The sequence below is a fragment of the Thioalkalivibrio versutus genome (genome assembly GCF_001999325.1).
Lineage (GTDB): Bacteria > Pseudomonadota > Gammaproteobacteria > Ectothiorhodospirales > Ectothiorhodospiraceae > Thioalkalivibrio > Thioalkalivibrio versutus.
This window is the reverse complement of record NZ_MVAR01000005.1, coordinates 180,786-196,415: the sequence shown is the minus strand read 5'-3', so window position 1 is coordinate 196,415 and position 15,630 is coordinate 180,786. Positions and strand designations below refer to the sequence as shown.

At 66.8% G+C, this 15,630-nt stretch carries 12 protein-coding genes; 5 read left to right on the top strand and 7 right to left on the bottom strand.

Annotation, left to right across the window (positions count from 1 at the left end):
- Nucleotides 1–197: 197 nt before the first annotated feature.
- Together B0684_RS02460 and B0684_RS02455 are read right to left on the bottom strand one after the other, a co-directional pair.
- Entirely contained in the window at nt 198–2,318 is a 2,121-nt protein-coding gene (locus B0684_RS02460) for a SulP family inorganic anion transporter (protein ID WP_018650259.1), read from the bottom strand.
- 92 nt (nt 2,319–2,410) lie between these two features.
- Entirely contained in the window at nt 2,411–2,989 is a 579-nt protein-coding gene (locus B0684_RS02455; protein WP_018169579.1) for a hypothetical protein, read from the bottom strand.
- Nucleotides 2,990–3,200: 211 nt separating this feature from the next.
- On the opposite strand from B0684_RS02455, the gene B0684_RS02450 reads away from it, so the two are divergent.
- Both B0684_RS02450 and B0684_RS02445 read left to right on the top strand, forming a co-directional pair.
- Nucleotides 3,201–4,682 carry a sensor histidine kinase gene (locus B0684_RS02450; protein ID WP_018169580.1) on the top strand — a complete coding sequence of 494 codons (1,482 nt, stop codon included), beginning with the start codon at nt 3,201–3,203 and terminating at the stop codon, nt 4,680–4,682.
- Nucleotides 4,679–6,076 carry a sigma-54-dependent transcriptional regulator gene (locus tag B0684_RS02445; protein WP_018650258.1) on the top strand — a complete coding sequence of 466 codons (1,398 nt, stop codon included), beginning with the start codon at nt 4,679–4,681 and terminating at the stop codon, nt 6,074–6,076. The genes B0684_RS02450 and B0684_RS02445 overlap by 4 nt, the downstream gene beginning before the upstream one ends.
- A 16-nt stretch (nt 6,077–6,092) precedes the next feature.
- Here the strand turns inward: B0684_RS02445 and glgB are convergent, their stop codons facing one another.
- Entirely contained in the window at nt 6,093–8,306 is a 2,214-nt protein-coding gene (gene glgB / locus B0684_RS02440) for a 1,4-alpha-glucan branching protein GlgB (RefSeq protein ID WP_077276950.1), read from the bottom strand.
- An 88-nt stretch (nt 8,307–8,394) separates the two neighbouring features.
- Between glgB and glgC the strand changes: the two genes are divergently transcribed.
- Genes glgC through malQ form a run of 3 tightly spaced genes read left to right on the top strand, consistent with a single transcriptional unit; the run spans nt 8,395 to nt 12,877 of the window.
- Nucleotides 8,395–9,660, top strand: coding sequence for a glucose-1-phosphate adenylyltransferase (glgC, locus tag B0684_RS02435; RefSeq protein WP_018169583.1), 1,266 nt, complete (start codon nt 8,395–8,397; stop codon nt 9,658–9,660).
- Nucleotides 9,650–11,398 carry a glycoside hydrolase family 57 protein gene (locus B0684_RS02430; RefSeq protein WP_018650256.1) on the top strand — a complete coding sequence of 583 codons (1,749 nt, stop codon included), beginning with the start codon at nt 9,650–9,652 and terminating at the stop codon, nt 11,396–11,398. Before glgC ends, B0684_RS02430 begins: the two co-directional genes overlap by 11 nt.
- A gap of 3 nt (nt 11,399–11,401) precedes the next feature.
- A complete protein-coding gene (gene malQ, locus B0684_RS02425) occupies nt 11,402–12,877 on the top strand; it encodes a 4-alpha-glucanotransferase (RefSeq protein ID WP_018650255.1) in 1,476 nt (491 codons plus the stop codon).
- 78 nt (nt 12,878–12,955) lie between these two features.
- Here the strand turns inward: malQ and B0684_RS02420 are convergent, their stop codons facing one another.
- The 4 genes from B0684_RS02420 to B0684_RS02405 all read right to left on the bottom strand — a co-directional run bounded on the left by B0684_RS02420 (nt 12,956) and on the right by B0684_RS02405 (nt 15,495).
- Nucleotides 12,956–13,546, bottom strand: a complete 591-nt coding sequence (locus tag B0684_RS02420; protein ID WP_018169586.1) for a hypothetical protein — start codon at nt 13,544–13,546, stop codon at nt 12,956–12,958.
- 73 nt (nt 13,547–13,619) lie between these two features.
- Nucleotides 13,620–14,135, bottom strand: coding sequence for an MOSC domain-containing protein (locus B0684_RS02415; protein ID WP_018169587.1), 516 nt, complete (start codon nt 14,133–14,135; stop codon nt 13,620–13,622).
- Nucleotides 14,132–14,782, bottom strand: coding sequence for a class I SAM-dependent methyltransferase (locus B0684_RS02410; RefSeq protein ID WP_018650254.1), 651 nt, complete (start codon nt 14,780–14,782; stop codon nt 14,132–14,134). The genes B0684_RS02415 and B0684_RS02410 overlap by 4 nt, the downstream gene beginning before the upstream one ends.
- 26 nt (nt 14,783–14,808) lie before the next feature.
- Nucleotides 14,809–15,495, bottom strand: coding sequence for a zinc metallopeptidase (locus B0684_RS02405; protein ID WP_018650253.1), 687 nt, complete (start codon nt 15,493–15,495; stop codon nt 14,809–14,811).
- Between the last annotated feature and the right edge of the window lie 135 nt (nt 15,496–15,630).

Here is a 15,630-nt window from a genome sequence, read left to right as displayed (position 1 = left end):
AGTATCGCATTGCGCCCCGGGCGCGTCAGGAAAGGTTCTGATCAGGCGGCCCCCACGCAAAGGCCCAATCGCGTGTGCGCCGTCCAGCTGGATCTCCTCGAAACGCGTCAATTCGGGTTCGCCACGGTTTGCATGCTCGCTTTCTGCCGAGTATAGACGGGAAGGCAGGCCTTGCATGGGCGAGTCCCGGCCTCCTTTCACGATGGATTATCGTCGCCTCGAGTGCCGGGTAGTGCCGGGTTGGCGGTTTCCACTCGGTCCGGGGTGCCGAGGGCGCGCTGCTGCAGTTCGGCGAGGGCGACGCGCTTGTTGGGGAAGATGTTTCCGCGGCCGATCTCGTCCAGCAGGCCGGCACGTTCCATGGCCTCGCGGACGGGTTTCTTGAGACCACTGAACATCAGCTTGCAGTCGGCGGCCGCAAGATCGCCGATCAGGGCGCGCACCTTGTCCACACCCGAGGCGTCGATGCGGTTGATACTGTTGCCGAGCACCAGCACCGCCCGGGCATTCGGGTTGCGCGCGACGGCGTCCATGACCGCGTCCTCGAAGTGGGCGACGTTCATGAACACCAACGAGGCATCGAAGCGCAGTACGGTGAAGTGTGGGCCGGCCGGACGCAGGTCGTTGCTGATCGCCCCGGCCAGGGAACCGTCGGGGCGCAGGCCCTGGATCTCGGAACGCGGGCGCACGGTGCCGACCAGGAACAGCAGCGATGACAGGATTACGCCGACGATCACGCCATTGGCGAGATCCGGGGCCATGTACAGCGTGACGAAGAAGGTCAGGAATCCGGCCAGGCCATCGGCGCGGTTGATGGTCCACGACCGCGCCAGGGCCCGGAAGTCGAGCAAGCCGAACACCGCCGATATCACGATGGCCGCCAGCACTGCCTGGGGCAAATGGTAGAGATAGGGGGTCAGGAACAGCATGGTGATCAGCACGCCGATCGCGCTGACCACCGCGAACAGTCCGCTTTGTGCGCCGGAGCGGGCCGCGACCGCCGAGCGCGAGAACGAGCCGCTGACGGAGTAGGACTGGAAGAAGCTCCCGACGATGTTGGCCAGACCCTGGCCGACCAGTTCCTGATTCGGGTTCAGCTTCTCGCGCCGCTGGGCGGCGAGCGCGCGCGCGATGGAGGTCGCTTCCATGAAGCCGATCAGGGCCATCACGAACGCGGCGGGCAGCAGGGCCGGGATGACCTCCCAGTCCAGCACCGGCAGCTGCAGGCTGGGCAGTCCCTGGGGGATCGTGCCGACGACCTGGCCGCCGGAAGCGACAATGATGCGCTCCGCGTCGAAGCCGGACAGCCGCCATGGGCGGCCCTCGGCATCGGCATGCCAGGCGCGGTAGCGCGCCTGGCCGTCTGCGGTCTCGGTGCGCTCCAGGCGCACCTGGTGGGCTGTTATGCGCAGGTCGCTCAGTTCGCGCTTGAGTTGCGACTCGCGGACCTCCAGGCGGGCCACGCGCACCGCCAGGTCGGGTGATTCCTCGCCCGCCTTCTCGGCCTCCTTGAGTGCGCTGTTGGCCTCGCTCAACTCTTCCGACGTGGTACCCATCTCCGTGCGGGTTGCGGCGAGCTCCTGGTACAGGTTGCGCACGTCGGTGGCCTGGATCTGCCCATGCGTGATGCGTTCGTTGTTCTCGAAGCCGGTCAGGGCGCTGAGTAGCGTACCCAGCACGACGACCACCAGCACGCCCGGCAGGCGGGGCATGATCCGTCGCATCACGATGAGGGTGACCAGGGTGCCGGCGCCGAAGGCGATGGTCGGCCAGTGGGCCTCCCCCAGCTGGGCAATGACGCCGGCGAAGTCGGTCAGGAAGGCGCCGGTATCGGGCTTCGGGACATTGAAGAAGGTGTTGATCAGGGAGAGTCCGATGATCAGCGCCGCCGCGTTGGTGAAGCCGACGATGACCGGCTGGGAGACGAAGTTCATCAGGATGCCGAGGCGGAATACGCCCAGCAGAAGGCGCATGATGCCGACCATCAGCGCGAGCAGGATCGAGAGCTGGATAAAGTATTCGGTGCCGGCCACCGCGAACGGCGCGAGCGACGCGGCCGACAGCAGCGACAGCATCGCGACCGGCCCGGTATGCAGAAAGCGCGAGGAGCCCCACAGCGAGCCGACGACCGCCGGGATCGCCGAGGCGTACAGCCCGTACACCACGGGGAGGCCCGCGAGTGTGGCATAGGCCATGCCCTGGGGCACCAGGATCATGGCGACGCTGAGGCCGGCCATGACGTCGGCGCGGACGGATTTCCCGGACATGGGAAACCAGGCGAGAAAGGGAAACAGGCGGTAGATCCGGTCGGTATTCATGTAGACGGGGTGTTCCTTGTTTCGGATTCGGGCGAACGCGTTCGGCCCGGCCGCGATGCGTTGCGGCCGGGTCTGCAACTCGGCGGTGGTGACTAGCCCGCGGAGGGGAGCGCGGCGCCGGACGGCGCGGTCCGGGTGTCGCCCGGCCGCGGTTTGCGGGGTGCGGCGACCATGACCACCGGCAATTCCGCGGCCGTCTCGGTGGCAAGGATCTGGTGGCCGAGGTAGCCCTGTTCGTCGCAGACCAGGAAGTCCAGACGCAGACCGCGACCGAGGACCCGGCGCAGGGCCCGTTCCGGGTCGCCGGTCAGGGCCTCGATGTGAACGCCGTGCGGCAGGGGGCCGGTGTCACGCATGAAGCCGTCGATCAGCGCGCCCGCCTCGGCCTTGCCCAGAAAGGTCAGGACAACCAGCTCGGCATCCAGGCGCTCGCAGCTGTCGGCGGCATAGTCGAACACGGGGCGCGGAGCGAATGGCCCGACGAACAGGCCAATCCGCCGGCGCGGTGCGGGCTGCGCAGCGGCTTGAGGTGCGCCGACCGATGGCGGATTCGCGGTCGGGGTGTCGTTTGCGAGCGCACGATACTTGTCGCCCATCGGTTGCATCTCGGCGAGGTCGGCATAGGCCAGGCCTTCGAGGATCTGTTTCATGGTGTGGCTCAGGGCAGGCATCGATGTCTCCGTTGTGGTTCGTCCACGAAGCCTCTATGCAGATCGCGTGCCACTCTATAAAAACAATGACTTATCCGGCTTGTGGTGGGGTGTTGAGGAGGCGTGTGTTGCACCATGTAACGTTTGACTGGGTGAGGGGCCGCGAATAGCGTTGCGGGCGACCATCCGGGCGTTGCAGAATGTAGCGGTCGCTATTGCAACGAGTAACGTTATGGGGCGCAGTCTGCGCAGCAAGGTCCGCTGGGTGTATGCCGGAGTGGTTGTGTTGGTGCTGGGTCTCGTGCTCGCGCAGTACATCGCGCTTTCGACCATCGAGACGCGCCTGCAACAGGGGGACGTGGTAGCCGAGCTGTTGCAGGACAGTCTCGAGATGCGCCGGTTCGAGAAGAAGTTCTATGGCTCCGGGGAGCATGGGGACCTGGCTGCGGCGCGGGACCATGCCGAGGCGGCGCTGGAACGGGTGCGCGAGAACGAGGCGGCGCTGGCGCAGCATGCGCGCCCCGGCGAGCTCGACGAGTTGCAAGCCGTTCTGGAGCTTTATCGCACGGGGCTGGGCCGGTATCCCGGGCTGGCGGGTGAGCGGCGCGAGCAGCTGGTCGAGTCCATTCGCAACGCCGGCGGCGAGGCCTCGGCGTTGACCAAGGTGCTGAGTCAGCGTGAGCGCGAGAACCTGCGCACCGGGGTTCAGGTATCACGTACGGAATTGCTGCTGGCGACGAGTATCGTGCTGGTGCTGGTCCTTCTGGGCGGCTGGTGGCTGGCGCGGCGGATCCTCGCCCCGCTGCGCTCGGTAGAGGACCAGCTGCGGGCGATCGGGGCGGGGTCGCGCAGGCGTCTGACCGCGCCCAACCAGGATCGTGAACTGGTGTCCTTTACCCACGCCTTCAATGCGATGCTGGATGAACTGGATGCGCGGAGCCAGGATCTGCGCCGTTCCGAGCGGCTGGCGGCCCTGGGGGTGCTGGTATCCGGTGTGGCTCACGAGTTGAACAACCCCTTGGGCAATATCTCCACGGCACTGCAGCTGGTCGCGGAGGAAGGGCGGGGCGGTGATCCGGCCTTGCTGGAAGAGTGGCTGCAGCAGGCCGAGGGCGAGACGGCGCGGGCGCAGAACATCGTGCGCGGACTGCTCATGTATTCGCGCCAGCAGCCTCGGAGCCCCAAACGGGAGGAGTGCCGCTCGCTGAAGACCATCCTGGACGGGGCACTCGATCTGATCCGTGCCACGCTCCCTGCGGATCAGGTGACCATGCGAGTCGATGATGCCCTCCAGGTCACCGTGGACCCCGAGCGGTTGCAGCAGGTGTTCGTGAACCTGTTACGCAATGCCTTCGAGGCAGGGGGCGACGACGTAGAAGTCCACATTGAGGCCCAGCGGGGCCGCCTGGCTGACCTGAGGCCGGGTCCCGGCGGGCATGTGGTCGGCGATCTTGTGGTGCACGGCCAGGATTTGACCCCGGTCGTGCGGATTTCGATCGACGACGACGGCCCGGGGATCCCGGACGCGGCGCTGGATCACGTATTCGAGCCGTTTTACCGCGGACGGGACGAGGGGAGCGGTTCGGGCCTGGGCCTGTTCGTGGCCCAGGAAATCGTCCAGGACCACGGAGGGGCAATCGGCGTCAGTCGCTGCCCGATGGGCGGGACGCGGTTCCAGGTCTGGTTGCCCTGCGAATGCGGGGACCGCGCATGAGTCGCGAGGACAACGGTCATCGGGCGTCTCCGGCTGGCGCATCGCGGGAGGCGCGCCTGCTGGTGATTGACGACGAGCCGATTGCCTGCCGCCAGCTGGAGCAGGTCTTTCGGCATTCCCCGTATTCTGTGACGACCCGCGAGGAGGGGGCGACGGGTTTGCGCGCACTGGAGCAGGAGCGCTTTGACGCGATCCTGACCGACCTGCGCATGGCCGGGGTGGACGGCATGGAGATCCTGCGCCGGGCGCGCGAGCTGGATCCGGACCTGGCGGTGATCATGATCACCGGGCACGCCACCCTGGACTCCGCGGTGGAGGCAATGAAGGCCGGGGCCTTCCACTACATTGCCAAGCCGTTTCGTATCGACGAGGTGCGCGAGGTCGTGGCCAAGGCGGTGGAATTCACCCGCCTGCGGCGCGACAACCGCGCCCTGCGCGATCAAGTGGAGCAGGGCGGGCGCAAGGCGACCCTGGTGGCACAGGACACGGCCATGCAGCGGCTGCTGGAGACCGCGCGCCAGATTGCGCCCACCGACTGCAACGTGGTGCTGACTGGCGAGAGCGGGACCGGCAAGGAGTTGTTGGCGCGCTACATCCATAACCACAGCGCGCGGGCCGAGGGGCCGTTCCTCGCGGTGAACTGCGGGGCACTGCAGGACGAGTTGCTGGCCAGCGAGCTGTTCGGCCACGAGAAGGGCGCGTTCACCGGGGCCACCCAGCAGAAGAAGGGCCTGTTCGAGACCGCGGCGGGGGGCACACTGTTCCTCGACGAGGTCGCGGAAACCAGTCCGGCGATGCAGGTGAACCTGCTGCGGGTCCTGCAGGAACGCGAAGTGCTGCGGGTCGGCGGGCGGACGCCGATCCCGGTGGATGTGCGGGTGATCGCCGCCAGCAACCGGCGCCTGGATCGTGCGGTGGATCGTGGCGAGATGCGCGAGGACCTGTATTTCCGTCTGAATGTGGTGAACCTGCTGCTGCCACCGCTACGCGATCGGCGCGACGATATCCCGCTGCTGGCCTACTACTTCCTCAAGCGCCACGCCCTGTCGATGGGCAAGCGCATCGACGACATCGAGCCGGAGGCGCTGGAGCGCCTGGTCGAACACGACTACCCCGGCAATGTCCGCGAGCTGTCCAACATTATCGAACGCGGGGTGGCACTGGCACGTACGGCGAATCTGACCCTGGCCGATCTGCCGCGCGCCCTGCGCGAGACCAGCGCCCGCGTAGTGCACGAGGACGCGGCCCCGCTGCGGACGCTGGAGGAGCAGGAGGTGTTGCAGATCCGTCAGGCACTGGAGCAGACCGGAGGCAACCGCACCCGGGCTGCGCGGCTGCTGGGCATTGACCGCGTGTCGCTGTGGCGCAAGATCAAGCGTCTGGGCATCGAGTAGCCGAGGCGACGTGATGTCAGTCTGCGACCGGTTCCAGCAGCAGCGCCGCGAGCGGCGGGAGGTGCAGGTAGAGCGTGGCGGGATGGCCGTGACGTTCGAGCGGCTCGGCGTAGGCCTCTGCCGGGCCGCGTGAGCCTCCGCCGTAGACCTCCGCATCCGTGTTCAGGGTGACTCGCCAGCGCCCGGCATGCGGTGCGGGTACCGGATAGGCCGCGCGTTCCATGGGCGTCAGGTTCAGCACCACGACCACCTGGCGTCCCTGATGGTCGCGGCGCACGAAGCTGAGCGTGGAGTGCGCGGCGTCGTCGCAGTCCAGCCAGTCGAAGCCGTCCGGCTCGAATTCGCGGGCGTGCAGGGCCGGGTCTTCGCGGTACACCCGGTTCAGGTCGCGCACCAGAGTCTGCAGGCCCTGGTGCAGGGGGTACTGCAGCACGTACCAGTCCAGCTCGCGATCCTCGGACCATTCGGGGCCCTGGCCGAACTCCTGGCCCATGAACAGCAGCTTCTTGCCGGGGTAGAGCCACTGCCAGCTGTAGAGCAGGCGCAGGTTGGCGTGCTGCTCCCACTCGTTGCCGGGCATGCGCCCGCGCAGGCTGCGTTTTCCGTGCACCACCTCGTCGTGCGAGAACGGCAGGACGAAGTTCTCGCTGTAGGCGTAGAGCTGGCCGAAGGTGAGCTGGCCATGGTGGTGGGTGCGGTAGATCGGGTCCATGCCGAAATAGGTCAGGGTGTCGTGCATCCAGCCCATGTTCCACTTCATGGTGAAGCCCAGCCCGCCCATGGACGGTGGGCGGCTGACACCCGGCCAGGCGGTCGATTCCTCGGCGATCATGGCGACGCCGGGGTGGCTGGTCTGGACGGTCTCGTTCAGGTGACGCAGGAAGTCGATCGCCTCGAGGTTCTCGTTGCCGCCGTGGATGTTGGGCAGCCAGTCCTCGCCTTCGCGGTCGTAGTCGCGGTAGAGCATGGAGGCCACGGCGTCCACGCGCAGGCCGTCGAGGTGGAAGTCCTCGACCCAGCACAGGGCGCTGGAGAGCAGGAAGTTGCGGACCTCGGGGCGCGAATAGTTGAAGATCAGCGTGCCCCAGCCACGATGCTCGCCGATGCGCGGGTCGGCATGTTCGTACAGCGCCGTGCCGTCGAAGCGCGCCAGCGCGAACTCGTCGCGCGGGAAGTGGCCCGGGACCCAGTCGAGGATCACGCCCAGTCCGGCCTGGTGGGCCTGGTCGACGAAGTAGCGAAAGTCGTCCGCGTTGCCGAAGCGCGAGGTGGGGGCGAAAAACCCCGTGCTCTGGTAGCCCCAGGAGCCGTCGAACGGGTGCTCGGTGATCGGCAGCAACTCGAGGTGAGTGAAGCCCAGGTCGCGCGCGTAGGGCACCAGACGCTCGGCCAGCTCGCGGTAGTTGGGCCATTCGCCCTCCGGGCTGCGCTGCCAGGAGCCCAGATGTACCTCGTAGATGCTCATGGGCCGGTGCTTCCAGGCCTCGGGGTCGCGATTGCGCATCCAGTGGTCGTCGTCCCAGGCGTAGCTGCTGGGGGGCTGGATCCGCGAGGCGGTCTCGGGGCGGAGCTGGTAGGCGCGGGCGTAGGGATCGGCCTTCAGGTGCAGACTGCCCTGGTCGCGGTTGCGGATCTCGAACTTGTACAGCGTCTCCGTGGCCAGGCCCGGGATGAACAGCTCCCAGATGCCGCTTCCTGGGTGGACGGTCATCGGGTGGCAGCGGCCGTCCCAGCGGTTGAAGTCGCCGACCACCGAGACGCGCTCGGCGTTGGGCGCCCAGACGGCAAAGCGCACGCCGTGGATGCCGTCGCGGGTGAGCGGATGGGCACCCAGCATGCGGTGGGCATGCCAGTGGCGGCCTTCGGCGAACAGGTGGCGGTCGAATTCGGGGATGTCCGGCGCGAAGGCCCAGGGATCGACCTGCTGTAATGTTGTTGTGCCACCCTCGGGCTGCCAGTCCAGTTGCGGGTGCGCGGGGAGGTCGTCCGCCGACCCCTGCCAGAGGAACAACCCCGGGAACCCGGCAGCCGGTTCCAGCGTCGCGAGACCACCGTCACAAAGTGTGACGGACGCCGCGCTCGCATGTGGCAGCCAGGCCCGGTAGCAGGTGGTTTGTTGATCCAGCGCATGGCGCCCGAGGACGCCGTGGGGGTCATGTAGCCGTGCCTCGGTCAGACGTCGTAACGAATCGGCGACGGAACGGGTGCATTTGTCGGGGGCTGTTGCCATACTCGGATCCAACTCGCATTTCGTATGTGGAACGACGGAATTCGGGTTTACGGTCTCTAGTACAACACGACTAAGCAAGGAAGGGTGCATGACTCCGCAACCGCAACGCTACGTTAGCCGCCTGACGCGGGAGACCCTGGCCCTGATCCTGGCCGGCGGGCGCGGCTCGCGACTGAAACAACTGACGCTGTGGCGGGCCAAGCCGGCCGTGCCCTTTGGCGGCAAGTTCCGCATTATCGATTTCCCCCTGTCCAACTGCATCAACTCGGGCATCCGTCAGGTGGCGGTGGTGACCCAGTACAAGGCGCACTCGCTGATCCAGCACATGCAGCGGGGCTGGAGCTTCCTGCGCGGGGAATTCGGCGAATTCATCGAGCTGCTGCCGGCGCAACAGCGCATCGAGACCTCCTGGTATGCGGGAACGGCCGATGCGGTCTACCAGAACATCGACATTATCCGGCAGCACAATCCGAGCTACGTGCTGATCCTGGCCGGGGACCACATCTACAAGATGGACTACGGCCAGATGATCGCCTTCCACGTGGAGAGCGGCGCGGACATGACCGTGGGCTGCCTGGAGGTAGAGCAAGAGCGCGCCAAGGCCTTCGGGGTGATGGGCGTGGATGCCTCCAGCCGGATTACCTCGTTTGCCGAGAAGCCGGAGGAGCCGGCGCTGATCCCCGGCAGCAAGACCCACTCGCTGGCCTCCATGGGGATCTACGTGATCAATACCGACTTCCTGTTCGAGCAGCTGATCAAGGATGCCGACGACACCTTTTCCAGCCATGACTTCGGCAAGGACATCATCCCCGGCATCATCGAGCGGAATCAGGTGATGGCCTACCCGTTCCGCGACGAGCAGGGCGTGCGCCAGGGCTACTGGCGTGATGTGGGGACCATCGACTCGTACTGGCAGGCCAACCTGGAGCTGATCGGCGTGACCCCGGAACTGAACCTGTACGATTCGGAATGGCCGATCTGGACCTACCAGGAACAGCTGCCGCCGGCCAAGTTCGTGTTCGACGACGAGGACCGGCGCGGCATGGCGATCGATTCCATGGTCTCCGGCGGCTGCATTATTTCCGGCAGTACCGTGCGCCACTCGCTGCTGTTCTCCAACGTGCAGGTGAACGCCTGCGCCACGGTCGAGGACTCGGTGATTCTGCCGAGCGTAACCATTGGCGAGAACTGCGTGATCCGCAACGCGGTGATCGACAAGGGCTGCAAGGTGCCGGACGGGACCGAGATCGGGGTGGACGACGAGGCCGATGCCCGCGACTACTTCGTCTCTCCGGGCGGAGTGCGCGTGGTCACGCCCGAAATGCTGGGCCAGGCCACTCATCATGTCCGCTGAATCCGGCAGTTCCACTGCGCTCGCCACGCAGCCGCCGCAGCTCGATGTGGTGTTGTGCTGGCACATGCACCAGCCGCAATACTACGACTCGGGCGCGGGTGAGTACGTGCTGCCGTGGACCTACCTGCACGCATTGAAGGACTACACCGACATGGCCGCGCACCTGGAGGCCTGCCCCCAGGCGCGCGCAGTGGTGAACTTCGCCCCGATCCTGCTGGAGCAGATCGCCGATTACGGCGAGCGGCTGGAGGCCGGTATTGGCGACCGCTCGAGCTTTGGCGATCCGGTGCTGGACCTGCTGCAGATGGACATCGTGCCGGTGGATCCGGTGCAGCGCCGCGAGATCCTGCGCGTGTGCCTGCGGGCGCATGCCCCACGCATGATCGAGCCGTTTCCGCTGTTCGAGCGCCTGGCGGCCCTGGCGCGCCAGGCGCTGGAGGATCCGGTGCTGCTGGCGCACCTGGATAACCGCTATTTTCAGGATCTGGCCACTTGCTACCACCTGGCCTGGCTGGGCGAGACCGTGCGCCGGGCCTATCCCGAGGTGCAGGGCTGGCTGAAAGTCACGACCGCCTTTAATCGCGATGTCCGGGGCCGGCTGCTGAAGCTGATCCGTGACGAGGTGAAGGCGATCCTGCCACGCTATCGCGAGCTGGCGCAGCAGGGGCGGGTGGAGCTGTCGTTTACCCCGTATGCCCACCCGATCATGCCGTTGCTGCTGGATCTGGATTCCGCTCGCGATGCGATGCCGGATATCGCCCTGCCGCAGGCCCCGGTCTACCCGGATGGCGAGGCCCGCGTGCGCTGGCACATCGAACGTGGGCTGTCGGTGTTCGAGCAGTATTTCGGCTTTCGCCCGCGTGGCTGCTGGCCGTCGGAGGGGGGCATCAGCGAGGCGACCGTGCGCCTGCTGGATGACTACGATATTTGCTGGACGGCCAGTGGCCAGACGGTGCTGGGTAACAGCCTGGCCGCAGCCGGTCAGACGGCCGAATCCAACACCGGATCGGCGGAACAGGAGGGCTGGCTGCACCGCCCTTATCGGTTGGCGGATGCCAAAACCGAGATGTTTTTCCGTGATGACGGGCTGTCCGATGCCATCGGTTTTCGTTATGCCGACTGGCATGCCGACGACGCAGTCGGCGATTTCGTCCATCACCTGGAGAACATTGCCTCTGTGTCGCCCGAGGGTGGCGTGGTGGCGGTGATCCTGGATGGCGAGAACGCCTGGGAATACTACCCGGACAACGGCTTCCATTTCCTGCGGGCGTTGTATGAGCGCCTGGCGGAAAACCCGCGCCTGAACCTGTGCACCTTCTCCGACGTGTGCCAGCGCAGCGGGCCGCGCGCGGATCGCGGCGAGCTGCCGGGCATGGTGGCCGGGTCCTGGGTCTACGGGACCTTCTCCACCTGGATCGGTGATCCCGACAAGAACCTCGGCTGGGACCGCCTGATCGAGGCCTGGACGGCGGTGGATCAGGCGATCGCGCGGCGCCCTGCACTGGATACGCCGCAATTGCGCAAGCAGTTGGCGGTGTGCGAGGGCTCGGACTGGTGCTGGTGGTTCGGGGAGTACAACCCGGCCGGATCAGTCAGCGACTTCGAACAGCTCTACCGGCGCCATCTGGCGCGGCTGTACCAGCTGGCAGATCTGGAAGTGCCGGAGTCCCTGGGCGAGGTGCTTTCGGTCGGGGGTGGTGATCCCGCCGCCGGCGGCACCATGCGCAAGGGACAATAGTCCATGGAGGCGGGCGAAGAGCACTGTAATCCGCTGATGCAGCGCCGCCGGGCCGGTGTGTTGCTGCATCCGGTCTCACTGCCGGGCCCGGGCCCGGTTGGGACGCTCGGGCAGGAGGCCTTCCGGTTTCTGGACTGGGCGCGGGATGCGGGGTTCAGCCTGTGGCAGATCCTGCCGTTGCATCCGCCGCAGGAGGACGGTTCGCCCTACGCCAGTATCTCCGCCTTCGCCGGCGATGTGCGCCTGATTGACCCGCAACGGTTGGCCGCACGGGCGGGGCTGGATGCGGACGATGGGCCGCTCGAGACCCTGCTGAAACAGGCGCGGGAGCGGCTGGGGCAGGCGGGCGAGGGCTGGGCGCAGGCCTACCAGGCCTTCCTTGATGCCCAGGGTCCGGTCTGGCTGGATGATTTTGCCCGTTTCGTGGTCATCTGCGGCCGCGAGGATGGCCGCCCCTGGTGGGAATGGCCGGCCGCATTGCGCGACCGCGATCGGGCCGCCCTGGCGGCCGTGGAGGCCGAAGCGGCCCAGGCCCTGGAGGCCGTGCGCTTCGCCCAGTTCGTCCTGTTCGACCAGTGGCAGGATGTACGCGAGCATGCACGCAAGCAGGACATCCTGATCCTCGGCGACATGCCGATCTTCGTGGCCCACGACTCGGCCGAGGTCTGGGCCCACCGCGACCTGTTCGACCTGGACGCCACGGGGCATCCGCAGACCGTGGCCGGCGTGCCGCCGGATTACTTCTCCGAGACCGGGCAGCGCTGGGGCAATCCGCATTACCGCTGGGATCGTCTTGCCGAGCGCGGATACGACTGGTGGGTGGAGCGCATGCGCTGGACGCTGGAGACAGTGGATGCCGTGCGCATCGACCACTTCCGCGGCTTCGAGGCGAGCTGGGCGGTCCCGGCAAGCGAGCCGGATGCGACTCAGGGCCACTGGGTGCCGGGGCCGGGTGCCGACTTCTTCGAGCAATTGCAGGCTCGTTTGGGTGTGTTGCCGCTGCTGGCGGAGGATCTGGGCGTGATCACGCCGGAGGTCACCGAACTGCGCCTGCGTTTCGATCTGCCGGGCATGCGTATCCTGCAGTTCGCCTTCGAAGGAGGGGAGGACAACCCCTATCTGCCGGCGAACCATGATGAACTGAGTGCGGTGTATACCGGGACCCATGACAACGACACCACGCTGGGCTGGTTTCGCTCCCTGGAGCCGGCCATGCAGGAGCATGTGATCGGGACACTGGATGAGGGCCCGGCCGAGGAGATGCCGTGGCCGCTGATTCGTGCGGCCTGTCGTTCACCGGCCCAGCTTGCGATCCTGCCGATGCAGGACGCCCTGCACCTGGGATCGGAGGCGCGCATGAACACCCCCGGCACAGTTGGTAACGGCAACTGGAGCTGGCGCTTTGGCTGGAACCAGCTGCCCGATGGACAGACCGAGGCGCTGCGTGCGCTGGCGCAGGAGACGGGTCGCCTCGACTGACGGTCCGGCCCGGACATGAAAAAAGCCCGGTCCCTTTGCAGGGGCCGGGCTTTCTTTGTTACCGGGCTGGTTGCGCGATTAGCGCATCATGCCGCCCTGACCACCCTGTTGCTGCTGCATCTGTTGCTGCATTTGCTGCATGCGCTCGATCACGTCGTCGATATCGGCGTTCTCCTGGCGCATGGCGGCCATCAGGTCTTCACGCAGGGATTCCTGCGCCTGGCGAATTTCCTGGTCTTCCGCGACGGCCTGCTGTGCTTCCTGCAGGTTCATCTGCGCCTGCTGCACGTCTTCGGACTGAATGACTTCCTGACGTTGCTCCGCGCTCAGATCGGGGTCGCGCAGCTGCTCTTCGGCTGATTCGAGGGTCTCCAGATCCCGGCGCGGCTGGTAGCCGGCGGCCTCCATCTTGTCCAGCACCAGGTTCTCCAGTTCTTCACCCTTCTGTTCCAACTGGGGGTTGTTCTCGATGGCCTGCTGCTGGGTCTCGGCGAGGGTCTGCTGGAGCTGCTGCATCTCCATCTGCGGGTTGCCGCCCTGGCCACCCTGCATGCCCATGCCGCCCTGACCTTGCCCCTGGCCCATGCCCTGGGCGATGGCGAGTGGGCTGGCCAGCGCGAGCGCGGCGGCGGCAATCAGTCCGGCGAGGGACTGGGAACGAATCTTCATAAAGTTTCTCCTTGTGAATACACGTATATCGTAGTCAATGGCACTTAACCCCAGCTTAACAAGCGTGGCCGAATCATGCGGGACCGCCCGGGTGCCAGCTCACCCGGTCGCCGACGCGAAGGATCCCGGAATGCGCGACTTCAAGGCAAATCCCGCTGTCGAGACCGAGGGCTCGCGCGAGGTTGTCGCCCACTAGCTGGTTGAGATACCCACAGGGCGGGCGTGGCCGTCCGATCTTCAGGACCGCCTCTCCGATCCGAAGAAAGCCACTCTGGCGGGGTATGCGGTACCAGTCGGAGACCACGAGGTTGCGGCGATGTTCCCCGGGGGCGATCGGGCGGCCGCGGCGCTGTGACGCCCGTTGCAGTTCCGGGGCAGTGATCAGTGTGACCGGGCAGCTCTCGACCGCATGCCAGTGCCCGCGATGGGTGGCGTAGCGGTCGCCCCGGAGTCCGCTGCCGGCGATGGCCTCGATGGACTCGATCGAATCCATCGGGTCGCCAGCCGCGGCACAGACGTGGATTGCCTGCAGGTGCGCGACGGGCAGACCGAACCATTCCGGACGCCAGGCACGCAGTCGGTGGATCATTGCGGGAGGTCTCCTGTGCGGCTGAACAGGGCTATATCGGGGGCAGGCAGGTCCAGTGTGCCTCCCAGGCGGGTGGCAATCCACTGGAGTGTGGCCGGGCCGTAGAAGGCGACATGGGTGGGGTCGCGGCGATAGTGCCAGCGACGAAAGCCGGCCGCCGCAGGGGGCCATTCGGTCATCACCGCCAGGACCCCGCCGGGGCGCAGGCCCGCGACCATGGTTCCCAGCGTGTTCAGGGGCGTGTGCAGGTGTTCCAGGACCTCGGTGCAGGTAAGGATGTCCCAGCCGTCGCCGGGCGGATCGGGTTGTGCGGGGGTAAAGGCCGGGTCCCAGAACGCCATCGTGTAGCCCCGGTCTTGTAGCAACCCGGCGAGCACGGGTTGCGGACCGCAACCCCAGTCGAGTCCGTGGGCCGGGGGTGGCCGCGCCTTGACCAATGGTTCGATCAGTCGCTGCAGATGGGCGCGGTAGCCGGGATCATCCGGCCGGTTCTCGTGGGTTCGGTAATACGCCCGCTCCACCTCGCGGCGGGGCCAGGCGTTGCGTTCCAGCGCGATCACGCCGCAGTGCTGACAGCGGCGATAGTCTCCGGGCGAGGCGTCGCCGATGCCGCGGTGGTGAAACGGCCGGGTGGACTGCCCGCACAACGGGCAGGCGTCCGGGGCGGGAACGGTCATCGGCGCAGGTACCGGAACCACGAGGCGATGTTCAGCAGGCTCATCAGCGACTGCGACAGGTAGGTATAGGCCGCCGCCTTCAGGATGCGTTCGGCATGTGGGTAGTCGGGCGGGTGCAGGTAGTTGCCCTCGCGCAGCATCGGCATGGCACGGCGGAAGCTGGCGTCGAACTCGGTGGGCAGGGTGACGAAGTGGACCAGTGCGGCCAGACCCATGGACAGCACCCCGGCCAGGAAGAACAGGATCCCCGGCGCCGGGTGTCGCGCCAGTAGTGTAATGAACGGAATGGCGACCAGTAGCCAGGCGCCGATTTGCTGGCCGTAGCGCGTCATTCCGACCAGCGTGCTGCGCATGCGCAGTGGCGCATAGCCCTGGGCGTGCTGTACGGCGTGGCCGACCTCGTGGGCGGCCACGGTAATCGCCGTCAGCGAGTGGCCGTCGTGGTTCTCCGGTGACAGGCGTACGGTGCGCGAGGCAGGGTCGTAGTGATCGCCGTCCTTCGTGGTTTCCACCTGGACCTTGTGCAGTCCGTGGCGGTCCAGCAGCTCGCGCGCCAGCTCCGCGCCGGTGCCATCGTAGCGGTCCGCCGGGCGGTGGTATTTCTTCATGGTGTGGCGGACCCACCAGCCGGGTGTCCAGGCAGCGAGCAGGAGCAGAGGCACAAGCAGGATCAGGAGACGCATGCGCTCATGATCTCCCGAAGCCCGAGCCGTCGGAAAGAGCCAGCGTCTCCCTGGGGCCTTGGGAGCGGGGTCGCCCGCGAAGCCCCTGCCCGGGAGTTGCCGCGGCAGGGGGGATTCGAGTGCGCGCCCCGCTCA